The organism is Streptomyces sp. NBC_01197 (assembly GCF_036010505.1).
GTDB lineage: Bacteria > Actinomycetota > Actinomycetes > Streptomycetales > Streptomycetaceae > Streptomyces.
Window position 1 is genome coordinate 695,763 of the sequence record NZ_CP108569.1, and the last position, 23,315, is coordinate 719,077.

Below are 23,315 nucleotides of genomic sequence, written 5' to 3' on the forward strand. Positions count from 1 at the left end.
ACAACATAACCGCGGGGTCCGGGCGGGTCCCGGGCCGGTCCGCCAGAGAGGGACATCCCATATGAGCAAGTCCGCACTGATCACCGGAGTCACCGGTCAGGACGGTTCCTATCTGGCCGAGCTGCTGCTCTCCAAGGGGTACACGGTCCACGGGCTCCTCCGGCGTTCGTCGAGCTTCAACACGGAGCGCGTCGACCACATCTACCAGGACCCGCAGCAGCCCCACCGGTCCTTCGTACTGCACCACGCGGACCTGGCCGACGGGGTGGCGCTGGTGAACCTGCTGCGCGAGCTGAGACCGGACGAGGTCTACAACCTCGGGGCCCAGTCACATGTCAGGGTCTCCTTCGACGCTCCGCTGTACACGGGAGATGTGACGGGTCTCGGGGCCCTGCGCCTCCTTGAGGCCATCCGGGCGAGCGGTATCGAGACCCGCTACTACCAGGCGTCGTCCTCCGAGATGTTCGGGGCCACCCCGCCCCCGCAGCACGAGGGCACGCCGTTCCATCCGCGCAGCCCGTACGGCGCGGCCAAGGTCTTCGGGTACTGGACCACGGTCAACTACCGCGAGGCGTACGGCATGTACGCGGTGAACGGCATTCTCTTCAACCACGAGTCGCCGCGCCGGGGCGAGACCTTCGTGACCCGCAAGGTGACCCGCGCGGTGGCCCGCATCAAGGCGGGGCTTCAGGACCGGCTCTACCTGGGGAATCTGGACGCCGTACGGGACTGGGGGTACGCCCCGGAGTACGTGGACGCCATGTGGCGGATGCTCCAGCACGGCGAGCCGACCGACTTCGTGGTGGCGACGGGAGTGGCCGCGACGGTACGGGAGTTCGTGGAGACGGCGTTCGCGCACGCGGGTCTGGACTGGGACAAGTACGTCCGCTACGACCCGAAGTACGAGCGCCCCAGTGAGGTGGACGCGCTGATCGGCGACCCGGCCAGGGCGAACGAACTGCTCGGCTGGAAGCCGGAGGTGCTCGTGGAAGAGCTGGCCCGGATCATGGTGGACGCCGATGTGCGCCAGGTGGAGGACCAGCTGGCCGGTGCGAACGTCCGTATCGACCGCTGAAATGAACGACTTCATGCCTGGGGGTATGTACATGCGTAGATCCAGAGGGCTTTCGGCCGCCCTCGTCCTCACTGTGACAGCAGGTCTGGGGGTGACAGCGGCGGCGCCGGCCACGGCGGTCACCCCTCCGGTGGCGTTCACCGCGGACGACCTGCCGACCTGGCAGACCAACGGAATCGTCTGGGCACTGGCCGAGGCGCAGGGAACCGTCTTCGTCGGCGGTACGTTCTCGCAGGTCCGGCCGCCGGAGGGGGCGAGCGGGACACCGCAGGACGCCGTCAACTTCGTAGCGATGAACGCAGCAACCGGGGCGCCCACGTCCTGCAAGCTGTCGTTCACCGTCGGCAGCGGCACCGCGACCGTGCGTACGCTCGCGGTCTCGCCCGACAAGAAGACCCTGTACGCGGGCGGCTACTTCGGCGCCGTCAACGGCGTACAGGCCAGCAGCCTCGCGGCGATCGACATCGCCACCTGCGCCCCGAAGGCGGACTTCCACCCGAGTTTCCCCGCGACCGTGCGGGCACTGGCCGTCACCGACGACACGGTGTACGCCGGCGGCGACTTCGGGACCGTCGCGGGCGAGACCCGCAAGCGGTTCGCCGCGGTGGACAGCGCCACCGGGGCGCTGCGGCCGTTCCGTGCGGACGCCGACCTGCCGGGCCGCGCGGTCGCGGTCACACCCGACGGGCACGACGTCCTGCTCGGCGGTGACTTCTTCACCGTCAACGGCGCCGACTCGCACGCGCTCGCCGTGGTCGACGCCACGTCGGGCGACAACGTGAAGACGTACCCGGGCTTCATCGAGACCAACTCGGTCGTCAAGACCATCGGGACCGACGCGACCGGTTTCTACACCGGTAACGAGGGGACGGGCGGCGGTGTGTTCGACGGGCGCATCGCGCTGAACCTCAGCGATCTCGGCCAGCGCTGGCGCGACACCTGCCTGGGTGCCACCCAGGCCGTGCTGCCGTACGAGAACGTCCTCTACAGCGCGTCGCACGCCCATGACTGCTCCAGCGTCGGCGAGTTTCCCGACGGCCCGCGCAACCATCTGCTGGCCCAGCCGACCACCGGTGTGGGCAAGCTCGGCTGGTTCCCGAACACCAACGACGGTCTTGGCGAGGGCATCGGCCCGCGCGCGCTGGCCGTGGCGGACACCGGGTCCAACAAGTACCTCTGGGTCGGCGGCGAGTTCACCACGGTCAACGCCGCCCCCGCCCAGGGGCTCACCCGGTTCGCGGCGAGCCCCGACACCGGGGTGCCGGGTGTGCCGCAGGCCGGCGCGTCGAGCATCAAGCCCGGTGAGGTGCAGGTGCGCTGGCGCTCCAGCACCGATCTGGACGACAGCAAGCTGACGTACAAGGTGTACCGCAACGGCGCGTCGGCCCCGGTCTACACGGCGGACGGCGATTCGCTGCCGTGGTCGCGGCCTCAGATGTCGTTCCGGGACACCAGTGTGAAGGCGGGCCAGACCTACACCTACCGGGTTACGGCGACGGACGCGGCGGGCAACGCCAGCGGTCTTTCGCCCACTGCGACGGTCACCGTCCCCGCGTCGGCCGAGGCCTACCCGACGGCCGTCCTCAACGACGGCGCCACCCAGTACTGGCGCTACGACGAGGCCAGTTCACCTTTCACCGGCGACTCGTCCCCGTCCGACAGCAGCGGCATCCAGCTCAACGGGCCGTCGCTCCGCCAGACTCCCGCCGCGGTCAACGGCCCCAGTACGGCGATAAGTTTCGACGGAACCGACCAGGTGGTGTACAGCGATCGCAGGACGACCGTGGACGGTGACTACTCCATCGAGACCTGGTTCAGAACGACCACCGACCGCGGCGGGAAGCTCGTCGGGTTCGGCAACAACACCACGAAGACCAGCAGCAACTACGACAAGCAGATCTACCTGACCGACGACGGCCATCTGGTCTTCGGTGTGTACCCGGGGGCTGCGCAGACCGTCACGGCGCCGGGCACCTACAACAACGGCGCCTGGCACCAGGTGGTCGCCACCCAGGGCGCGTCCGGTATGGCGCTCTATGTCGACGGCGCCCTCAAGGCGTCGTCGAAGGTGACGGGCAACCAGGCGTACTCCGGCTACTGGCGGGTCGGTGGTGACCAGCTCAACGGCTGGCCTCAGCAGCCCACGAGCAACTTCTTCGCGGGCCAGATCGACGAGACGGCCATCTACCCCTCGGTGCTGACCGCGCAGCAGGTGGCCGACCACCAGAAGCTGGCGAGCGCCCCCGCGGACACCGTCTCCACCGTCCGCGCGACCGAGGACAGCTACGTCAACGCGGGTGCGCCGGGCACGAACTACGGCACGTCGTCCTCGCTGGCCGTGCGCGGCACATCGGCGTACGCGTCCTATCTGCGCTTCACCCTGCCGTCCGCCCCCGCGGGCACGGCGCTGAAGAGCGCCAGGCTGTCGGTGAAGACCTCGACCCAGACCGGAGCGGGTTCCGCGGACAGCCAGTCCGTCGTACCGGTCACCGGGGACTGGACGGAGTCTGCTCTGACGTACGGCAACCGGCCCGCACCGGGTCCTGGCACACTCGGCACACTGAGCGGTGCGACGGACGGGTCCACCGTCTACTCGGTCCCGCTCGACACGACCGCGCTCACCCCGGCGCTGGGCAGTCCCTACAGCCTGGCGCTCACGAGTACGGGCACGGACCCGCTCTGGCTGTGGTCTCGCGAGGCCACAGCGGCCGAGGGCACTCCGCAGCTCGTGCTGACCTTCGGCGCTCCGTGATCCGTCGGTGACGCCACCTCAATGACAGCGTGCGGGGCCCGGTCCGCCGGACCCCGCAGCGTCCGTACCACAGGAGCATCCCCATGCGTCCACTCCACCGGCGTGCGGCGGCCGCGACGGCCGCGCTGGCCGTGCTCGTCTCCGTGTCCGCCTGCGGTTCGTCCGGTTCCTCGCACGACGGCGGAGCCGGCGCCCAGCACAGCCCGGCCCCGGCGGCGAGCATCCCGGACCCGCAGACCGGGGCCGGTGCCACGCCGTCCCCTTCGGCGAAGGAGCCGGTGCTGCCGGACTCCCGGCTCACCCCTGTCACCGGCTCGTTCAGCAAGAAGGACAAGAAGTATCTGAGCGGTCGGGTGCCGCAGAACATGGACCCGTCCGCTGTGCTGCAGACGGGCCAGGAGAGCTGCCAGCGGGTGGCCAGGACCGCCGCACATGACAAGAACGCGGCGGTCGGCGCGGTCATCGCGGGCGACATCCCCGACGCGAAGGCCGCCATCACGCTGCTCTGCCCGGATCAGGAGCCGGTACTCAAGGCCGCGGACGCGGGCTTCCCCGACGGCACCCGGAAGAACCCGCGGGCGGGCACCTACCGCGCCCTGACGACCGCCGCCGACTGCACCTGGCGGGTCTCGGGCAGCGGCGGCAAGGTGCTCGCCTCCGGGCCGGGCACCGGCGCCGAGGGAACGGTGAAGGCCCGGGTCCCGGCGGGCGCGGCCGAGTTCACCTCGTCCGGCTGTTACGCCTGGGTCCCCGCGTAGCACCCCTCGTACACCCCGATGAGGATGTCGAGCACGGCATCCATCGAGAACGCCTCCGCCGCCAGCTTCCGGGCCGCGGCGGAGGCCGCTCCGTTGGCGCCGGGGTCCAGCAGCTCCAGCACCCCGGCGGCCAGCTCCGCCGCGCCGGCGACCACGCGTCCGGCCCCGGCGTCCGCGATGTCCCTGGCGAGCCCGTTGGAGTGCGTGACGACAGCGGGCGTCCCGGCGGCGAGCGCTTCCAGGACCGACATCGGGAACGGCTCGTCCACCGAGGGAAGCACATAGACATGGGCCTGCCGGAGTTCGGCGAGCATCTCGGCGGCCGAGAGCGAACCGGGGCAGTGCACGCGCCCGTCGAGGCCGAGCTCGCTGATGAGGGCCTGTACGGAGGCGAGTTCGCCCTCGTCGGGCCCGGCCACGACGAACTCGGCCTCGGGGTGGTGGCGCAGGATCTCCGGGACCGCGGCCACGAAGTCCTGCGGCCGCTTCCTGGCCTGGAGCCTGGCCGCGTACAGCACGCGCGGGGGTCCTGGCGGGGTGGGCCGCGCCTCCTGGGCCGGCACCCCGTTCACCAGGCGGGTGAGGTGGAGCGGGCGCCCGGAGCCGGCCGGGGCCACGGCTTCGAGGCCCCGCCGCTCGTGGCCGGTCAGATACAGCACGGCGGAGGCGCGGCGGAGCACTCTGCGGACAGCCAGCGCGTCGAGCGCCTTCGCGAGGAGCCGGTCGCTGGGGTCGACCATGCCGTGGGTCTGGAGTACGAGCGGCTTGCCCGCGCGCAGCGCCGCCAGGGCGACTGGCAGGGTCACCAGGTCACGTGCGAGGTGCACATGGACGAGGTCGGCGCCGCGTACCAGGCGCCCGGCTGCCGCGATCAGGGCGGGCGACGTGATGCCGCTGAAGCCGAGCGGCAGCATTCTGCGGGCCCGGAAGAGCCGGGCGGGTACCCCCTCCACCTCCGTGGGGAGCGTCCCGCCGAAGCCGTCGCCGAGTGCGACGAGCCGCGCCTCGTGACCGCGCTCCCGCAGGCCGCGGGAGAGGTTGAGCGCAACCCGGACCGGGCCGCCGAAGGCGTGCGTCGGGCTGTGCAGAGTCACGGTGTGCAGGACTCTCATACGGGCTCCTGAACCGGACGCCGGCCATCGGCCGTGTGCAGTGTGAGATCCGGGAGGTCCCGGTGCACGACCGTGCCCGCCGCGACGACTGCCTGCGCGCCGATGGTGACGCCGGCGAGCACGGTGGCGCGGGCGGCGACCCAGGCGCCGTCCTTGACCACGATCGAGGCATTGCGGTAGCGGAAGTCCGCGGCGCGATGGTCATGGCTGCCGGTGCAGAGCAGCGCCTCCTGGGAGACACAGACATGCGAACCCAGGGTGACCGGTTCCAGGTTGAGCAGCCAGGCCCCCTCGCCGATCCAGGTGTGGTCCCCCACTGTCAGCTTCCATGGCCACAGGACCCGCACCCGGTGCCGTATCAGCACCCCTTCACCGACCGTGGCGCCGAAGGCCCGCAGCAGCGCGACACGCAGCCTGGCGGGGCAGAACCACGCCATGAAGACGGTGTTCAGCACGGCGAACCACAGCGCCTGCGTCAGCCGCCCCCGGCCCTTGTCGTATCCGGCCAGCGTGAACGCCGGTAGATTCCGCATCACTTCACCCCCACTGGCGCCTCCCCAGACGCCTGAGCGCTCAGCCTAGTGGTTGATACGGGGGGACGGCGCGGCGTCGGTAGACTGCGGGCGGGGAAGTGAAGCGGGGCGTTCAACCAGGGGCGTTCACCAAGGGCGTTCAACCCGGGGCAGTTCAACAGGGGCGGGGGCCATCCATGGCGACGGACACCAGCGAGGGCGCCCGTCCGGAGCCTCCGGCCACCGCCGCCGGGCGCGGTCCGCTTCCCGGCCCTGTCCGTACCCGCGCGACCGCCATCCGCTTCGCACCCGCCGTGTCCCCGCGCACGCTGCTCTCCCGGGCCCTTTCGGTGCCGCTCGCGCTCGGGCTCTCGCTCGTGCTGCCGCTGCTCGTCGCCGTACAGCCGGGTGACGGGGTCCACGACGCCGCGTACTGGCTCCAGCTCACCCTGACCGTGTACGCGGGGGCGAGGCTGTCCGGCATGGTGCTGACCAGCCACCGCAAGCTGCTCCAGGGATCGTTCTGGCTCTTCGTCTATATGGCGATGGGGGTGGCGCCGCTGGCCCAGGCGGTGCTCGGCAAGGTCCCCACTCCGGTGGTGGGGCCGCGCTCGGACGTGACGGAGGGCGTGGCGCTCGTCCTCATCGGCTGCGCGGCCTTCGACGTGGGCGCGCTGCTGGCCCGGCACCGGCCCGGCGGCAGGGGGCGCGGTGAGTCCCGGCCCGCGCTGGTGCACCGCCGGCGGCTGTATCTGCTGGTCGTGGTGGCCTTCGTGTGCAGCGCGGCGCTCATTCTCAAACTGGGCGGGCCCGCCGTCTTCTTCAGCAGCCGCCAGGAGATCATCGCCGGTATCGAGGAGGCCGGGATCTCGCAGGCCGACTCGCAGGCAGGTCAGGCCCTGCTGCGCGGCTTCGGTACGGTCCCCGCGCTTTTCGCGCTGCTCGCGTACACCCGCTGGCTCGTCACATCGCGGCGGGCCCGCAGGTCCCCCGCGGTGATCGCCGTCTGGATCGCCCTGGCCGCGCTGAACACAGTGGTCAACAACCCGATCTCCAACCCGCGTTACTGGTTCCTGACCGTGCTGCTCGCGTTGCTGTTCACACTGTTCCCGGTCAGCGCGGTGATGTACCGCTCGGCGCTGAGCCTGGGGGTGGTGGTGGCGCTGGTGATCTTCCCGTTCGCCGACCGCTTCCGCTACGACGAGCAGAACTACCACCCCATGGAGACCACTTCGGTTCTGGAGCCGCTGGCGCTCAAGGACTACGACCAGATCGGGATGTTCGCCAACACCATCACCTTCGAGCGGTCCGGGGTGGGGCACCTCTACGGCAAGCAGCTGGCCGGATCCATCCTGTTCGCCGTCCCGCGCTCGGTGTGGCCCGGCAAGCCCCACGACACCGGGGTGATGGTCGGTGAGTGGATGGACGCGGTCAACACCAACCTCTCATCGCCGGTCTGGGCGGAGCTGTGGATCGACTTCGGCCCTGCCGGAATGACGCTGGGACTGCTCGCGATGGGCTACGCGGCCGCCCGGGTGGACCGGAGATACGCCCGCCGCGCGATCCGGCGTACGCCTCCCGGGAGCCTGATCTCGCTCGTGGTGCCACTCGTCGCTGGCTACTCGTTCATCCTGCTGCGCGGTCCGCTGCTCCAGGCGTCCGGGCGGGTGGCCATCGCGGTCATCTGCATCGCGATGGTCACCACTTACCGTCAGGACAGGGGCGCGGCGCTGCGCTGAGCGTCCCCGTCGGCGGCCGGTTCGGCCGCCGGGCCCAGCCGTACGACCCGTGCCCAGGCGGCGACGGCCTTGAGCGCGGAACCCGCCGCGAGTCCCCAGGCCGCACCGGTGGCGCCGCCGAGCGGATAGCCGCCGAGCATCAGCGCCACGGAGACCAGCGAGAAGACCACCTGGAGCGACAGGGTGGCACGTGGGCTGAGCACCCGGAGCGTGACCAGGGCGCAGGTCCCCAGCGCCATGACCGCGTACTGGCTGCCGGTGGCGGGCAGCAGGGCCGATGCCGACTGCCAGGTGGCGCCGAGGAGCTGGCGCCCCACCCGGTCGGGCAGGGCGTACAGGACCGCGGCCCAGCCGAAGCCCACCCCGGCCAGTACGCAGCCCAGGACCGCGGCGGCGCGCGCGGTGGCGCGCCGGCCGCCCAGTCTGCCGAGTACCGGCGGGCCGAAGGCGCTGACCGAGTTGAACAGCACGTTGAGCGGGCCGAAGAGGGTGGTGGCGCCGCGCAGCGCGCCGACGGCCAGCGGGCTGGCGAACAGGCCGAGGCCGAGGACCGCCAGCTGGCTGGAGGCGTTGCCGACGGCGAACTCGACGACGAACCGCCTCCCGAGGTGACCGCGCCGAAGATAGCGCCGCACCTCGGTGCCGGCCCCGCGCACCAGGGGCCGCAGCAGCAGCAGGCCGGTCAGGAGCGCCGGTACGGCGGAGAGCCCCCAGACGGCCACCAGCCGGGCGGGGCCCGCGTGGTGGGGCTGGAGGAGCAGCGCCGGCACCACGCAGAGCAGCCGCAGTACATCGGCGGCGAGTGCGCGCTGCGGCTGCTGGAGCGCGGAGAAGGAGTAGCGCAGGCCGTCCTGGAGCAGCACGAAGGGCAGGACGAGGCCAAGAGCCAGGAAGGTGTGCCCCAGCCGGCCGCCGACGGCCGCCCCGCCCGCAGCCAGCAGCGCGCCCGCGGCGAGCGAGGCGCAGCCGGTGAAGGCGGCGGCCGAGCGGCACGCGGAGGCGAGCGCCGTACGGTCGCCGCGCTCCAGTACGACGGCCTGTCCGACGTACGACATGTTGAGGCCGAGCAGCACCGTGAACGTCAGATAGACCATCGAGAACGCGGCGAACCCGGCCGTGCTGGAGACCCGGGCCGCCATCACCAGGACGAGGATGTTGGTCAGGCTGGAAGCCGCCTGGTCCAGCACCGACGCGGCGACGACGGCCGAGCGTCTCACCGGTCTCCGGTCCGGATGGTGCCGAGGGCGACGGTGTCGTCCCCTGCGGGGACGCGTGGTGCCACCGGGGACGGTGCCGGAGGCTGCGCCGCCGCGCCCGGCGGCGCGGGTCTGCCCGATGCCCGGCCGCCTCCGCCCCGGTGCCCGGACTTGGCGGCGGTGCGGCGGCCCCTGCGGGAGGCCGAGTGGGTGACTGCGCCCAGTACGGTGCCCCCGGCGCCGGTGATCAGCTCCCGGATGCGGACCAGGTCCGCCCGGTGCACGGCACGCGGATCGCAGACGATCAGTACCCCGTCGACCCGGTCGACCAGGGCCAGCGCGTCGGCGTAGGCGAGTACGGGCGGGGCCAGCACGACGACCGTCGCGTTCGGCGAGTCGGCCTCCTCGATCAGCCGGGTCACCCGGGCCGATGTGAGGGCACGCGCCACATTACGTACGCGCTCCCCCGGTATCAGGTCGAAGGCCCCCGACTCGCCCGCGTCGACCTGGAGTTGCCGCGGGCCCGGCCAGCCGGACTCGTCGAAGTCGGGCGGCAGGCTCCACCCCGGGCGGCTGGGGGAGTTGGCGCGCAGCCGGGCGGTGAGGGACGGTGTGCGCAGGTCCGCCTCGACGAGCAGCACGTCCTTGCCGGTCTCGGCGAACGACGCGGCCAGGTTGGCCGCCACGGCCGCCGCCGCTTCGCTGTTGCCGCCGCGCGGGGCCGCGACGAGCAGCCGGCGGCGGTCGGCGAACCGCTGGTCGTAGGCGAGCCGGAAGGCGACGGAGCGGTACTCCTCGGCGAGCCGGGAGTCCGACTGGTCCACGGCGAGCAGCGGGCCGCCGTCGCCGACGCGGGGCAGGGTGCCGAGTACGGGGGCCCGCACCGCACGGGCGACGTCACCGGCCGAGCGGGGCGACGGGTCGAAGACCAGCCGGACCCAGGCGGCGAGCAGCCCGAGTGCGATACCGACGGCGCCGCCGACGCCGAGCGAGACGATCAGCCCCAGACCGCTGGAGGCGGTCGGCGGCACGGCCTTGACGATGACGGTGCCGGCCGTCATGTCGAGCGCCTTGAGACTGGCTATCTGGCTGTTGAGCGTGCCGACCTTGCTGAGCAGGTCGTCATTGCGGGCCCGTGAGGAGTCGGGGGCCGAGCTGCCCTCGGCCGCCAGCTGCTTGGCCAGGTCGTTCTGCTCCTTGGCGATCGGGTTCAGTTGGTTCTGGGATTTCGTGACCATGCTGTCCCGGAGATCGCCCCACTGCTTCTTCCGCAGATCGAGGTATGCCTTGGTGACGGCGTTGGCCCGGCGGGCCGCCTCCCCGGGCGAGGTCGCCGTGTAGGTGAAGTGGAGCACCATGGTCTGCGGCGGGTTGGTGACCTGGAGTCCGCGCTGGAAGGCGGCCAGTTGGCTGTCGGGCAGGCCCAGGGCCTTGACGGCGACCTCGGCGACGCTGCTGCTGACCGCGGTCTGCCGCTCGGTGCCCATGTTGATGGTCTTGTCGACCGAAAGGGCGGGGTTGAAGGGGTCGTTGGTGGGGGCGCGCAGCCTGATGTCACTGGCCGCCGCATAGCTCTCGGCCGATGTCACCCCGAGCCAGGCACCGCCGAGCAGGCCGACCCCGATTCCCAGGCCGATGAGACGGCGGTAGCGCAGCAGTTGTCTGAACTGGTCCCTCAGCAGGTCCGGTTCGTCGTCGCGCGCCGCGGAAGCATGCGTGTCCGTCACGTGTGTGGACCCCCCAAGGCCTCTTCGATCAGTGCGTCGATCCGCGCCAGTCCCGCGTCCCTCGACAAGTGGGACGCCACATGACGCGGCCCCTCAGCCCCCAGAGCATCGGCGGTCACCGGATCTGCGGCGAGTCTACGCACCGCGGCCAGCAGTGCGTCCGGATCCTCCGGGGATACGAGCACCCCGGCTCCCGAGCGGAGCACTTCCTGGGCGGTGCCGCCCTCGGCTGCGACGGAGGCGACCACCGGCCGTCCCGAGGCGAAGTACGAGGTCAGCTTGGATGGGACGCTCATGTCGAGCACCGAGGCCCGCTGGGTGACCGCGAGGACATCGGCCGCCGCGAGGATGTCCGGGAACTCGCCGTCATCGGCGGGCGGCAGGAACAGCAGATTGGGTATGCCTGCGGCGAGCGCGGCCAGGGCCTCCCGCTGGTTGCCGTCGCCCATCAGCACCACACGCAGGGCCGGATCCCGTCTGGCCGCCTCGACCAGGACATCGAGCCCCTGCTTGAGCCCCATGTTCCCGGAGTGCAGGACGACGGTGTCGCCCTTTCGCCAGCCGAGCCGGGCCCGGCTCTCCTCGCGCGGGCGCGAAGGGCCCGGTATGTGGTTCCAGTTGGGCACCAGCCGGATCCGGCCGGGGTCGACACCCATCGCCCGTACCTTCTCGACGAAGGTCTCGTGGATGACGCCCACCAGCGTGGCGCGGCGCAGGGCGTACGACTCGGCGCGCTCGGCCAGCGCGGCGGCGCGGTCCCCGCCGCGTATCCCGCTCTGCGCGGCCGCCGCCCCCATCAGGTCCTGAACCACGGGGACGTACGGCGCCCTCCAGCGCGCCGCGAGCCGGGCCCCGAGCACGCCGCCCGCCAGACTGGGCATCTGCGCCAGCACGGCGTCCGGGCGGCCGGTCCGGGGCGGCGCGGCGAGGCCGTGCAGCAGGATCGTGCCCTCGAAGAGCGCCCGGCGGGCTGCGGTCTGCCGCGGCGGCACGGTGTGCCGTCTGCGGTGCACCCGTACGCCCTCGCGCTCCTCGGACCGGCGCCAGACACCGGCGTACGCCGGGTCCGTCGACCAGGACGGGTAGTGCGGCATCCCGGTCAGCACATGGGTCTCGTGGCCGCTCCGCGCCCAGTGCTCGGCTATCTGGGTCGCGTACGGGCCGATCCCCGCGTGCTCCGGCGCGTAGTTGGTGGAAACCAGCAGCAGCCTGCGGCGGCCCGCGGCTGGTTCATCGTTTCGTCGCGTCTGTGTCACGCGGCGGTCCCTTCCCCGGAGGTGAACCCATGGGTCAGCCCTGATCGTTCACTCAACCTGAACGGAATGTGCACGCTATCGTCAGTACCTTCCACCACACCGGGGGGTGTGGTTCGCTGGGGGGTTGAGTCATGACGGCAGGCAGACCGCACCGGGTCGGATACGCACCCGGTGCTTACGATCTCTTCCACATCGGGCATCTCAATATCCTTCGTCACGCACGCAGTCAGTGCGACTACCTGGTCGCCGGAGTGGTCTCCGACGAGATGGCCGAGCGGGCCAAGGGGCGCCGCCCGATGATCCCGCTCGTGGAGCGGCTGGAGATCGTCCGCAGCGTCAAGTACGTGGACGCGGCGTTCGTGGAGACCGTCGCGGACAAGGTCGAGACCTGGAGACAGGTGCGTTTCGACGTCCTGTTCAAGGGCGACGACTGGCGGGGTACCGCGAAGGGCGAGAAGCTGGAGCGGGATTTCGCCGCGGTGGGCGTGGAGATCGTCTACTTCCCGTACACGGTGCACACATCGAGTACCCAGTTGCGCCGCGCACTCGACGTACTGGCGCAGCCCGGACCGCAGTTCAGCGCCGAACTGCGTTCAGTTCCCGGAACCACTTCGTGAGGAAGGCGGCCAGGAACAGCGCGCTGACCGCACCGAGCACCGTGTAGGCCCAGCGGAAGCCCGCCCCGGCGCCGAGCAGCAGGAAGACCAGGCAGAAGATCCCGTGGTCGACGGGGAGCAGCACGACCGCGCGCAGTCGCGACGGTGCCGCGGCCGGGCTGCCGGGGGCCGGCCGGGGGGTGAGTTTCTCGGTGAGCAGTCCGCCGAAGAAGGTGACGACGGCGGCGAACTGGAAGCCCAGCGGTACCAGCAGCCAGGCGTCGCCCGTCATCCCGAAGTGGCCGGGGTGACGGTAGAAGGTGATGAGTACGGCGGAGTGCAGCGCGGTGATCTTCGCGCAGTCCACGACATGGTCCAGCCACTCCCCCGCCGCGCTGCCGCCGCCGCGCAGCCGGGCCAGCTGTCCGTCGGCCGAGTCGAACGCGAACCCCACGGCGAGACCGGCCCACACGGCGGCGCCCTGCCCCCAGGACGGTTCGCCCAGCGCCACAACGGCCACTGCGGCGAAGCTGAACACGGCGCTCACCAGCGTCACTTGATTGGGGCTCAGCCCCAGGGCGTGCGATGCGGCCGCAAGGTAGCGGCCCACCGGGCGGTTCACATAGCGGGAGTAGAGCGACACTCCCTTGGCGGACTTCTGCGCCGTCCGCAGTTCGAGCAGCGCGGTACTCACCGATCCCATGGCCCCCCCAGGTCATCTGTGCACAAAGTGTGAACATCATTGCAGGTGTACGGCTGCCTGCAATACGGGGCGGGCGAACACCGTCCCGGGAAAGCGGCGTTGAGCGGCCACCGCCGCACCGCGTCGGTGCTCGACAACGCCGGTGAAGTGACGGAACTTGTGGTGGGCGGTGCCGCCCGCCGGCGCACAGCTGTCCACCGCACAGTGTCACCACCCAGCGTCACCGCACAACCAGCAGCCGGGAGCCCCAGTGAACTCAGCACGCCGCACAGGCGCTTGCCGTGGAGTACGACGGCTGACCGGGGCCGCGCTCGCCGCTGCCGCCCTCGCCGCGTCGGCCACCGCAGCCGGGCTCACACCCGCGGCAGCGGACGGCGGAGGCACGACGAACGGGGCCCGCCAGGTGTATGTGGCGCTGGGCGACTCGATGGCAGCGGGGCCTTTCGTACCGCGCCGCACGGGCCCTGTCGCCTGCGGACGCTCGACCCGCAACTACCCGCACCGGCTGGCAGCCAGGGTCAGGGCCGCCGTCTTCCGTGACGTCACCTGCAGCGGCGCGGAGACCGGCGACATGACCGCACCCCAGCGGCTCTCCGTGCTCGGCGTGGCCGCGGGCACCGCGCCACCCCAGGTCGACGCCCTGAGCGCCGGCACCACGCTGGTGACCTTGACCATCGGCGGGAACGACGCCGGTCTGGTCGGCGTGGCGGGCAGCTGCGTCCGGCTCAGCTCGCTCGGCGGGTACTGCCAGGACACGTACGTCAGGTCCGGGGTGGACGAGGAGGCGGCCCGTATCGACGGCCTGGGCCCGAAGCTCGCCGCCGTACTTGACACCATTCACCGCCGCTCTCCGGCGGCCAGGGTGCTGGTCACCGGGTACGGGGACTACCTCAGGGCGGGCGGCTGCTGGCCGGCCGTCCCGCTGCTCGGCAGCGACGCGGACTGGCTGCAGGGCAGTATCGACCGGATGAACCGGGTGATCGCCGCGACGTCCGCCGCGCACGGCGCCGAGTACGTCGACGTCCGCACCCCGAGCGAGGGGCACGACGCCTGCCGGGCGCCCCGCGCCAAGTGGGTGGAGGGCTTCCTGCCCACCGCGCCGGCGGCGCCGCTGCACCCCAACGCGCGGGGCGAGCAGGCTTATGCGGACGTCATCCATGCCCGGATGGCGGATTGACAGCGCCGGGTGAGGAGCGCCGGCCGTGACCTCGGGCCACTGGCTGTCACACAGGTCCATCGTCCATACTGCGCACCGTGGAACAGCACATAGGTCCTAAGAGCCCGCTTCCCGTGCACGCCGCCGCGATCGATCCGGCGTACGTCCCCGGCCTCATGCCGCCGCGCTTCGGGACGCAGGCCGCCGAGTCGCCGGAACCCGCCGACGGTGAAGCCTCCGAGAGTGCGGAGGGTCCCGCCGATGCCGCGGCGCCCGCCAACGCGGCGCCGCAGGACACGGCCGAGGCCGGCGTGCCGGACGACTCGGCGCCGCAGAGCGCCGCGGCGCCCACGGAACCGGCGGAGGCCGGTGCCGACGCCGCGGAACACGAGAGCTCCGGACCGGAGGACTCCGGGGGCGAGGCCGGGGGCGATCCGTCATTCGAGGTCGCCGACCGCCGTTCGGCGATCATCGCGAACCGTGCGGGTATCGTGCTCCGGCTCGACGACCAGGAGGCCGAGTTCGACTGGAGCGAGATCGGCGCCGTCGAGTTCGAGACCGCCAAGTACGGGCGCCGTCTGACCATCTTCGTCCATATGCCCAACCGCCACAGCTACCAGACCGATGTCACGGCGTCCGGCCGGGACGAGCTCAAGGAATGGTCGGCGCGGCTTGACACGGTCCTGGACGCGTATTTCGAGGAGTGAGCCGGGCTTCGAGGGGCGAGCAGGGCCCCGCCCGCGCCTCTCGCGCCCGCGTCCCCGTGCCGTTTGCACGTACGAGAACCGCGCCCGTGTCAGCACGTCGGAGCGTGTTTCCTGCCCCGCCCCCCGGACAGGTGCGTCCGTTCGGCTGTGACCGGGGCGGGGCGCCTTCCAGATGCACCTCTTAACCGATATGCATGTTCTTGTCCATGTAGTTGTCGAATTAGGAGTCTTCATGCGTCTTCGCAGCATGCTCGTCGCCAGCGCCTTCGCCGCCTCCGCCGTGCTGGGCGGCGCCGCGTCCGCGTCGGCCCTCGACTACGGTCACGAGCACCACCACCACCACGGCATCGCCGGCGCCGGCGCCTTCCACGAGGAGAAGAGCGGCGTCTTCTACCACAACATCGGTGGCCCGGCGGGAATCACGCACGCGGGCGCCTTCAAGGACGAGCGCGAGGGCTGGTTCGCGTTCATGGCTCACTGATCCGAGTCCTCGCCGCCCCCGGTACCGCAGAGTCGCGGTGCCGGGGGCGGCGGTCTGTCCGGACGGCAGCGGCGCGGGCTGATCCGAACGAGAGGTTCTAGGCGCGCGCCACGCGCAGGCCCTTGGGCACCAGCAGCCGCTGGATCAGCGCGATCAGCCCGTCGGCGGCGAGAGCCAGGGCCGCCACCCACAGTGCGGCGGCGATCACCCCTTCCAGCCCGTAGTTGGCCTGGCCGAGAACGATGTCCCCCAGTCCGCCGCCTCCGGCCACGGTGGCCAGGGTCGCGGCGGAGATGACGTACACCACCGCGATCCGGATCCCGGAGAAGAGCAGCGGGAGGGCCAGCGGCAGCTCGACCTTGAGCAGGACCTGGAGGGGGGTGAGGCCCATACCGCGTGCGGCGCGGACCATGTCCGGGTCGACCTGGTCCACGGCCAGATACGCCTGGCTGAGGATCGGGGGGATGGCCGTGATCAGCAGCGCGACGGCGATGTTGACGAAGTTGAGGCCGAAGATGCCGAGGCCGATCGCGATGACCGCGAGGTTGGGCAGGGCGCGGCCCACGTTGGAGATGCTGGTGGTGACGAACTCACCGCGGTGCAGATGCCCGAGCCACAGCCCGACGGGTACCGCGACCACGAGCGAGACCGCGATCACGATCGCGCACATCCAGACGTGCTGCCCCGTCTTCTCCAGCATCAGCGACAGTCGCTCATGCATGAAGGTGAACGATCCGACGAAGGTGTCCATTTACGCGGCCTTCCTGCTCCGGGCCCACGGAGTGAGCAGCCGTCCGGCGAGTACGAGCAGTCCGTCGGCGGCGAGCGCCAGGATGACCGCGAGTGCGCCCGCGCCGATGAACTGGGTGTTGAACGGCGACTGCAGCGCCTTGAGGATGAGCGAGCCCAGGCCGGAGTCGATGACGTACGCCGCGATGGCGACCGTCCCGATGGTCATCACCGTCGTGACCCGCAGCCCGGAGACGAGGGACGGCAGGGACATCGGCAGCTCGACCTTGAACAGGATCTGCCGCCGGGTCAGCCCCATGCCCCGCGCCGCGCGCACCGCGTCCTCGGGTACTTCGCGCAGCCCGGTGAGGATGGTGGTGAAGAGCAGATAGAGGCTGTACGCGATGAGCGCTATCTCCACGGTGAGCACGGAGAACCCGGTGACGGGGACCAGCAGTTGGAAGAGCGCCAGCGGCGGCACCGTGTAGAGGAACGACGAGAGTGCGGAGGCCGGCATCGCGAACCACCCCTGGAAGTGGGCGAGTACGGCCATCAGGAAGGCGATGACGAAGCCGGCCACGACCGCGATCACGGTGAGTTCGATGTGCTGGACCAGCGCGGGCCAGAAGAGATTCGACCAGTGCGCGGTGAACCAGTCCATGCAGAAGGTGGAGTTGTTCGCCACACAGGCGCTGGGGCTCCCGTAGTCCGGGATGACGGGTGCTGCGCTCATGCCGCGCCCGCCTTCCGTACGGCGTCCATCGACGCGGTGCCGAGTACCGTTCCGCCGTCTCCGGTGACCCGTACGGCGTCGGCGCCCTCGGCCACCATCAGGGAGAGCGCGGAGCGGAGCGTGGCCTCACCCGGGAGGACGGGCAGCTCGCCGGTGCCGGCGTCCGGGGCCGGGGTGAGCTCCAGATCGCTGAGCCGTACCAGGGACAGCCGTTTCAGTCCGCGGTCGGCGCCGAGGAAACGGGCGACGAACTCGTCGGCCGGCTTCTTCAGCAGGGCCCGGGGCGAGTCGTACTGCGCGAGCCTGCCGCCCTCGCGGAGGATCGCGACCCGGTCGCCCATCTTCACGGCCTCGTCGATGTCGTGGCTCACGAAGATCACGGTCTTGCGGATGCGCTCGTGCAGGGCCAGGAACTCGTCCTGGACATGCTCACGGGTGATGGGGTCGAGCGCGCCGAACGGCTCGTCCATCAGCATGACCGGCGGGTCGGCGGCGAGGGCGCGGGCGATGCCGACACGCTGGCGCTGGCCGCCGGAGAGCTGGGTGGGGTAGCGCGAGCCGTACTCGCCGACCGGCAGGCCGACCAGGTCGAGCAGCTCGGCCACCCGGTCCTTGGTGCGTTTCCTGTCCCAGCCGAGGACTTTGGGGACCGTGGCGATGTTCGCCGCGATCGACAGATGGGGGAAGAGCCCCGTCTGCTGGATGACGTACCCGATCGAGCGGCGCAGCTGGATGGGGTCGAGATCGCGGATGGAGCGACCGCCGATACGTATGTCGCCGCCGGTCGGCTCGGCGAGCCGGTTCACCATCATCAGCGCGGTGGTCTTGCCGCTGCCGGACGGGCCGAGCAGCACGCAGATCTCCCCCGCGGGCACGGTCAGCGACAGGTCGTCGACCGCGGGCGATGCCGAGTCGGGGTACGTCTTGACCACGTGGTCGAAGACGATCTCCTGCGCGGAGGTGGAGATTTTATGGCTTTCCTGGCTCATTGGGGGCTTTTTCTCCTGGAGGGCGACGGAAGGTCGCGGATGGATGGCGGGGCGCCGCCGCGTCCGTCGCGGGGCGGCTGCCTGCGTCAGCTGATGTCGTTGGCCTTCAGGAACTTGGCCGCGACTTCGGAGGGGGCGAGCCGTACGGTGTCGACCGCGCGGTTCATCTCGCGTACCGCCTGGTCAGTGAGGAGCGCGTCCACCTTGTTCAGCGTCCTGGCGAATTCCGGTCCCTGCTTCTCCTGCACGCCCTTGCGCACGACGGGGGCCACGTTCTGGAAGCCGTAGTAGCCCTTCGTGTCGTCGAGAAGGGTGTAGCCGCCGCGGGCGAGCTGCGGGTCGGTGGTGAAGACGTCCGCGGCATTGACCTGCCCGTGGTCGAGGGCGGAGTACTGCAGACCGATGTTCAGGGTCTTCACCTCGGTGTTGCGCAGTCCGTACGCCTTCACCATCTCGCGGTAGCCGAGCGCACCCTCCATGTTGTCCGGGTACTCGGCGAAGACGACATGGCCCGCCTTCTTCAGATCGCTGATGGTCCTGAGCCCGTGCTTCTTGGCGAAGGCGGGCTTGACTGCGACCGCGTCGCGATTCTGGAAGGGGGTCGGGGGCAGCATCGTCAGCCCGCGGGTCTCCTCGTAGGCCTTGGCGGCGCGGAAGGTCTCGGCGGCGGAGTGCGGCATCGTCCTGCTGCGGGCCAGGACCTGGAGGATGACCCCGGTGTACTCGGGGTACAGGTCGATCTGACCCGAGGTGAGCGCCCCGTCGATGACGGTGGTGCTGCCGATGTTCGACTTCAGCTCGACGTTGTAGCCAGCCTTGGTCAGTGCCTGCTTGTACAGCTCACCGATGATCCACTGCTCGGTGAACTCCTTCGCACCGATGACCACGGAGGCTTGCCGGTGGTCTCGGGGACGGCGCCGCAGCCCGACGGGGCGGCGAGGGACACGAAGGCCAGACAGCCGGCCAGGACCCGAGAGGAGCGGTGGGCCGGCGGGCGCCGCAGCGGCCGGCGGCCGGCCGCCGGGGCCGCGTTCGCCGTCGGAGCCGGGGTGCGTGCCGCAGGCGTGCGGCGCAGGCCCCTCACACCTGGTCCCGGGGGACGCTGAAGGACCAGGTACGGCTGAAGACCTCACGCTCGTCGTCGCCCGAGCCCTCGAACGCGGACAGCTGGTTGACCACGCAGAAGTCCGTGGCGTCGGCGGTCATCCTGGACCGGGTGCTGATGCGCGTCGCCCAGTCGCCCCGGCTGATGGACTCCTCGCGCTCGCTCTCCACCGAAGCGGAGAGCGGGTCGCCCTCGACCAGCCGGAAGCGGTTGAGGTCTCGGCCGGTACGGGTGAGCCCGTCGGCCCGGTCGGTCATGGTGCCGTCGGCCGGTGTGGTGACGATGACCTGCTCCCCGGTCTCGTAGTCGTAACTGACGTGCCTGTCACCGGGTATCGCGGTCAGCTCGATGCTGTGCGGCGGGACATCGAGCGGCGGTCCGTACGGGCGCAGCCCGGCCTCCTCTGCGGTGCGGGGTGCGCGCACCGGCAGGGTCAGTTCGCCGTGTGCCGTGTCGAGCTCCAGCGCCACCTGCTCGGGCGACGGCCAGACCCAGGGCCACAGCGAGGCGGAGACGGAGACCCGGATGCGGTTGCCGGCCGCGAAGGCGTGGCCGATGGCGAACAGCGGTACCACCACCTCGTAGGCGCGGCCCGGCTCCAGCGGGCGCGGGTCGCTGTGCCCGTCCCGGTGGGTGAGGTTGAGGAAGCCCGCGGTGACCAGCTTGGAACTGCCGTCGGGCCAGACCTCGCAGAGCCGTACGGCGAGCTGGGCCTGCGGCCGGTCGCTGGTGACCCGCAGGGACACCTCGGGGGCGCCGAGTATCTCCAGCCGCTCGGTGAGGGCAGGACCGGTGAAGGTCTGCGATCGGCCGTCGTCGGCGGCCTGGTCCCCGTACTGCCCCGGTATGTCACCGAACTTGAGGAAGTCGCCGCCGGATGCGCCGATCGCGAGCGGCGAACGGAGGACGGCCGTGCCCGGGCCGCCGCCGAGCGTGCTGAGCGGGATGACGGATGCATCGACGCCGGGGGCCGGCCAGGAGGGTTCGGATACCCAGCGGCCGGGGCGCTCATCGCGGTCGGCTCCGACCGGGCTCGGGTCGGGTATCCAGGCGCGCAGGGCGGGTTCGTCCATGATGCCGTTGTCGGCGCCGGCCATCCAGTGGTCGAACCAGCGCACGCACTCGCCCTGGAAGTCCATGGCGGGGCCGGGTTCGGCCTGGTGAGGGTAGGTGTGCGCCCAGGGGCCGAGCATGGCCTTGGCCGGTACCCGCAGGTTCTCCATGAGCCGGAAGACGGCGCCGCGGTACGGGTCGAGCCAGCCGCCGACCGCATAGACCGGCACCTTGATGGCCGAGTAGTCCTCGCAGACGGAGCCGTGCTGCCAGAAGGCGTCACGGCGCTGGTGGGTCAGCCACTCCTCGGCGTACGGGACGGTCCGCTCCAGCCGGTCCAGCCACTCCTCGCGCCACGAGTCGCCGAGCACGGCGGGGTCGGACGGGCGGGCGTTGTACGCGAGCATCGTCGCGGCCCAGGGCAGCATCTCGGAGGCGAGCAGGGAGCCGCCCGCGTAGTGCACGTCGTCGGCGTACCGGTCGTCGGTCGAGCAGACGGTGACGATGCAGCGCAGCTGGGGCGGCTGGAGGGCGGCTATCTGGAGGCCGTTGAAGCCGCCCCAGGACTTGCCGATGATGCCCACCTGGCCGTCCGACCAGTCCTGCCGTTCGAGCCAGGCGAGGACTTCGAGCGCGTCGGACAGTTCGGTGGCGTGGTACTCGTCGAGCATGATGCCGCTGGAGTCACCGCTGCCCCGGCAGTCCACCCGCACCGCGGCGTAACCGGACCGCGCGAACTGGCCGTGCAGCGTCACGTCGCGGGGAGCTGTCCCGTCGTTCTTCCGGTACGGGATGTACTCCAGGACCGCTGGGACCGGTCCTTCCGCGTCGGCGGGAAGCCAGATCCGGGCGGCGAGACGGGTGCCGTCCTCAAGGGGAATCCAGACATGGCGAAGGACGCGTACGGGATGCTGTGCGGGCGTGCGGTGGTTGGTGGCAGTGCTCATGTTTCGGCACCTTAGAGGAGCCTCACATTCCGTTTGCCCTGAGTGCCCGTGTATTCCTTGCTTGTTCAATCGTGAACAAAAGCACAGGCATAGGTCGGTTCATTATGGGTAAAGCCCCTATATTTGCACGTTGGTGTGCACGCACCAGCGGGTAATGCCCGTTGCGCCCCTACGCAGGCTCCGGCCCGTCGAGGAACCCGAGCAGCACGGCCGCTTCCGCACGGAGACGTACGGCCCGGTCGGCGTGTGCGGGTGCGGTCAACTCCGCTGCGGCCCGGAGCCGTTCGTCGGCCTCGGAGCGCACGATGTCCGCCATGTTCCGGTCGCTCAGCTCACGCCTCGCCACATCCGTGGCTCCGGCCCCGGCCGGCGACCCCTCCAGAGCCGAACTGCCCGGCCCTGCGCCCTCCATCGGTACCGCCCCGGCGTTGTCCAGCGCGGCGAGCGCCGAACGCAGGGCGCTCACCGCCGCCTTCTCACGGGCGCGCATCGCTTCGGGCAGGGCTTGGCGCATACGGTTGTGCAGAGACATGCCGTGACCCTAGCGCCGCCGCGCCTCGTGCGCGCAACGGACTACCCGTACGGCCTTGTTCACGGTTCCAAACGGCGAGGCTCCTGACGATGGCGTCGGCCGCGCGGAGCGGCAGCGAGTGGTGCGAGACCCCGGGGAGCACTTCGGCCCGCATGCCCGGCGGCGCTGTCGGTGCGTGGGGCTACCGTGTGCAGACACGAGCCAAGCGCGAGTAGGGGATGATCATGACCACATTGGAGAACCGGCCTAGGACCGCGCTCCTCGTCGTCGACGTGCAGAACGGCGTGGTCGAAGGGGCCCACCAGCGCGACGTGGTCGTCGCGAACGTCGCTGGCCTCGTCGGACGGGCGCGGCAGGAGGGGATTCCGGTCGTCTGGGTCCAGCACTGCGACGAGGAGCTCACGAGGGGGAGTGACGACTGGCGGATCGTCCCGGAGCTCACTCCGGAGGACGCCGAGCCGCTCGTCGAGAAAAGCTACGGCGACTCCTTCGAGGACACCACTCTGGAGACCGTACTGTCGGGACTCGGTGTCGGACGGCTCGTCGTCGTCGGTGCGGAGACCGACGCGTGCATCCGCTCGACGCTCCACGGCGCGTTCACCAGGGGGTACGACGCGGACCTGGTCAGCGACGCTCACACGACAGGCGACAAGACAGCATGGGGCGCGCCGTCTCCGGATCAGGTCATCGCACACACGAACCTGTACTGGACCTACCAGACGGCGCCGGGGCGGACGGCTGGGGCGGTCCCGACCAAGGACGTCGTCTTCGGCGGCACATCCTGACGGCTTGAGCCGCAGCCATGGGAGCAGGCCGCAGGCCGGCTGTCGTCCGGCGCGCAGCGAAACGGCAACGCTTCGTGCCGTTGGTGCGCAGACGACCCGCCGTACGGAGGGAGGCATCCGACGGCTTCTCCTGACCCGCATCTGGCCCCCGGTCGCCTGGAAGGGTTCCGCCGACACGGTGGCGCCGCTGCTCCAGGAGCGCGGGGTATTCAGTACGCAGCACGAGGGGTCCACGGTCCGCTACCGCCTCGGGCTGCGCAAACCCGGCGGGTGAGGCTGCCGACTCAGCGGTCAACGGGCTTTCGAGTGCCAGCTCTTGACGGGGTTACTTCAGCTCGATCTCCACGAAGGCCAGTGGTGAGGTTCCGGCGTTGACCACTTCGTGTTCGCCGCCGGCCGGACGTGCGTAGGACTCCCCCGCCCGCAGTTGCGAGGCGGTGGCGGTGCCGTCGGGGGCGATCACGCTGGTCCGGCCATCGACGACCGGCACGACGACGTAGTCGTGTCCGTGCACGTGGCGACCGGTGCTCTCGCCCGGCTCGAAGTCCCAGCGGGTCACGCGTACCCGCTCGTCCTCGTGCTGCAGTGTCGCGCGGGCGGTGGTCGTCATGGCGTATCTCCTCATCATCGGCTGCCAGTGATGCTGCGGTCAGCTGGGCCGCAACATCCCAG

23 protein-coding genes are annotated in these 23,315 nt (G+C 70.9%); 10 read left to right on the forward strand and 13 right to left on the reverse strand.

Annotated elements, in window-relative coordinates; translation table 11 throughout:
• Positions 1-61 precede the first annotated feature (61 nt).
• The 3 genes from gmd (at position 62) to OG452_RS03175 (ending at position 4,585) form a co-directional block, all read left to right on the forward strand.
• A complete protein-coding gene (gene gmd / locus OG452_RS03165) occupies positions 62-1,075 on the forward strand; it encodes a GDP-mannose 4,6-dehydratase (RefSeq protein WP_327294063.1) in 1,014 nt (337 codons plus the stop codon).
• Positions 1,076-1,106: 31 nt separating this feature from the next.
• Entirely contained in the window at positions 1,107-3,827 is a 2,721-nt protein-coding gene (locus tag OG452_RS03170; protein WP_327294064.1) for a CBM96 family carbohydrate-binding protein, read from the forward strand.
• Between the two features lie 83 nt (positions 3,828-3,910).
• On the forward strand, positions 3,911-4,585 hold the full coding sequence (locus OG452_RS03175) for a hypothetical protein (RefSeq protein WP_327294065.1): 675 nt from the start codon (positions 3,911-3,913) through the stop codon (positions 4,583-4,585).
• Here the strand turns inward: OG452_RS03175 and OG452_RS03180 are convergent.
• Complete coding sequence (locus OG452_RS03180) at positions 4,564-5,697, reverse strand: glycosyltransferase (protein ID WP_327294066.1); 1,134 nt, start codon at positions 5,695-5,697, stop codon at positions 4,564-4,566. The genes OG452_RS03175 and OG452_RS03180 overlap by 22 nt on opposite strands.
• Positions 5,694-6,230 (reverse strand): WcaF family extracellular polysaccharide biosynthesis acetyltransferase, encoded by a 537-nt coding sequence (locus OG452_RS03185; RefSeq protein WP_327294067.1) that lies wholly within the window; start codon positions 6,228-6,230, stop codon positions 5,694-5,696. Before OG452_RS03185 ends, OG452_RS03180 begins: the two co-directional genes overlap by 4 nt.
• Before the next feature lie 176 nt (positions 6,231-6,406).
• On the opposite strand from OG452_RS03185, the gene OG452_RS03190 reads away from it, so the two are divergent.
• Positions 6,407-7,948, forward strand: a complete 1,542-nt coding sequence (locus tag OG452_RS03190) for a hypothetical protein (protein WP_327294068.1) — start codon at positions 6,407-6,409, stop codon at positions 7,946-7,948.
• Here the strand turns inward: OG452_RS03190 and OG452_RS03195 are convergent.
• From OG452_RS03195 to OG452_RS03205, 3 genes are read right to left on the reverse strand one after another with little or no spacing between them, the layout of a single operon-like run.
• On the reverse strand, positions 7,921-9,165 hold the full coding sequence (locus tag OG452_RS03195) for a hypothetical protein (RefSeq protein WP_327294069.1): 1,245 nt from the start codon (positions 9,163-9,165) through the stop codon (positions 7,921-7,923). The two genes, OG452_RS03190 and OG452_RS03195, sit on opposite strands and share 28 nt — an antisense overlap.
• Positions 9,162-10,871 (reverse strand): lipopolysaccharide biosynthesis protein, encoded by a 1,710-nt coding sequence (locus OG452_RS03200; protein ID WP_327294070.1) that lies wholly within the window; start codon positions 10,869-10,871, stop codon positions 9,162-9,164. Before OG452_RS03200 ends, OG452_RS03195 begins: the two co-directional genes overlap by 4 nt.
• Positions 10,868-12,073, reverse strand: a complete 1,206-nt coding sequence (locus OG452_RS03205; protein WP_327299491.1) for a glycosyltransferase family 4 protein — start codon at positions 12,071-12,073, stop codon at positions 10,868-10,870. The genes OG452_RS03200 and OG452_RS03205 overlap by 4 nt, the downstream gene beginning before the upstream one ends.
• Before the next feature lie 185 nt (positions 12,074-12,258).
• On the opposite strand from OG452_RS03205, the gene OG452_RS03210 reads away from it, so the two are divergent.
• On the forward strand, positions 12,259-12,744 hold the full coding sequence (locus tag OG452_RS03210) for an adenylyltransferase/cytidyltransferase family protein (protein WP_327294071.1): 486 nt from the start codon (positions 12,259-12,261) through the stop codon (positions 12,742-12,744).
• Here the strand turns inward: OG452_RS03210 and OG452_RS03215 are convergent.
• Positions 12,704-13,426: a CDP-alcohol phosphatidyltransferase family protein gene (locus OG452_RS03215; RefSeq protein WP_327294072.1), complete on the reverse strand. Its 723-nt coding sequence runs from the start codon at positions 13,424-13,426 to the stop codon at positions 12,704-12,706. The genes OG452_RS03210 and OG452_RS03215 overlap by 41 nt on opposite strands.
• Before the next feature lie 250 nt (positions 13,427-13,676).
• Between OG452_RS03215 and OG452_RS03220 the strand changes: the two genes are divergently transcribed.
• The 3 genes from OG452_RS03220 to OG452_RS03230 all read left to right on the forward strand — a co-directional run bounded on the left by OG452_RS03220 (position 13,677) and on the right by OG452_RS03230 (position 15,770).
• On the forward strand, positions 13,677-14,603 hold the full coding sequence (locus OG452_RS03220) for an SGNH/GDSL hydrolase family protein (protein WP_327294073.1): 927 nt from the start codon (positions 13,677-13,679) through the stop codon (positions 14,601-14,603).
• Positions 14,604-14,680: 77 nt separating this feature from the next.
• Positions 14,681-15,289, forward strand: a complete 609-nt coding sequence (locus tag OG452_RS03225; RefSeq protein WP_327294074.1) for a hypothetical protein — start codon at positions 14,681-14,683, stop codon at positions 15,287-15,289.
• 232 nt (positions 15,290-15,521) lie between these two features.
• Entirely contained in the window at positions 15,522-15,770 is a 249-nt protein-coding gene (locus tag OG452_RS03230) for a hypothetical protein (RefSeq protein WP_327294075.1), read from the forward strand.
• Between the two features lie 97 nt (positions 15,771-15,867).
• Here the strand turns inward: OG452_RS03230 and OG452_RS03235 are convergent, their stop codons facing one another.
• From OG452_RS03235 to OG452_RS03260, 6 genes are all read right to left on the reverse strand, one after another.
• A complete protein-coding gene (locus tag OG452_RS03235) occupies positions 15,868-16,521 on the reverse strand; it encodes an ABC transporter permease (RefSeq protein ID WP_327294076.1) in 654 nt (217 codons plus the stop codon).
• Positions 16,522-17,232: an ABC transporter permease gene (locus OG452_RS03240; protein WP_327294077.1), complete on the reverse strand. Its 711-nt coding sequence runs from the start codon at positions 17,230-17,232 to the stop codon at positions 16,522-16,524. It abuts the gene before it with no gap.
• Entirely contained in the window at positions 17,229-18,221 is a 993-nt protein-coding gene (locus OG452_RS03245; protein WP_327294078.1) for an ABC transporter ATP-binding protein, read from the reverse strand. The genes OG452_RS03240 and OG452_RS03245 overlap by 4 nt, the downstream gene beginning before the upstream one ends.
• 86 nt (positions 18,222-18,307) lie before the next feature.
• Complete coding sequence (locus tag OG452_RS03250) at positions 18,308-19,108, reverse strand: ABC transporter substrate-binding protein (RefSeq protein ID WP_327294079.1); 801 nt, start codon at positions 19,106-19,108, stop codon at positions 18,308-18,310.
• Positions 19,109-19,301: 193 nt separating this feature from the next.
• A complete protein-coding gene (locus OG452_RS03255) occupies positions 19,302-21,326 on the reverse strand; it encodes a CocE/NonD family hydrolase (protein ID WP_327294080.1) in 2,025 nt (674 codons plus the stop codon).
• Between the two features lie 169 nt (positions 21,327-21,495).
• Positions 21,496-21,816: a hypothetical protein gene (locus OG452_RS03260; protein ID WP_327299492.1), complete on the reverse strand. Its 321-nt coding sequence runs from the start codon at positions 21,814-21,816 to the stop codon at positions 21,496-21,498.
• A 266-nt stretch (positions 21,817-22,082) separates the two neighbouring features.
• Here OG452_RS03260 and OG452_RS03265 point away from each other — a divergent pair, with 266 nt between their 5' ends.
• Together OG452_RS03265 and OG452_RS03270 are read left to right on the forward strand one after the other, a co-directional pair.
• A complete protein-coding gene (locus tag OG452_RS03265; protein ID WP_327294081.1) occupies positions 22,083-22,643 on the forward strand; it encodes a cysteine hydrolase family protein in 561 nt (186 codons plus the stop codon).
• A 4-nt stretch (positions 22,644-22,647) separates the two neighbouring features.
• Complete coding sequence (locus OG452_RS03270) at positions 22,648-22,917, forward strand: hypothetical protein (RefSeq protein WP_327294082.1); 270 nt, start codon at positions 22,648-22,650, stop codon at positions 22,915-22,917.
• A gap of 51 nt (positions 22,918-22,968) precedes the next feature.
• Here OG452_RS03270 and OG452_RS03275 read toward each other — a convergent pair whose 3' ends face one another.
• Positions 22,969-23,253, reverse strand: a complete 285-nt coding sequence (locus tag OG452_RS03275; protein WP_327294083.1) for a cupin domain-containing protein — start codon at positions 23,251-23,253, stop codon at positions 22,969-22,971.
• Positions 23,254-23,315 lie beyond the last annotated feature (62 nt).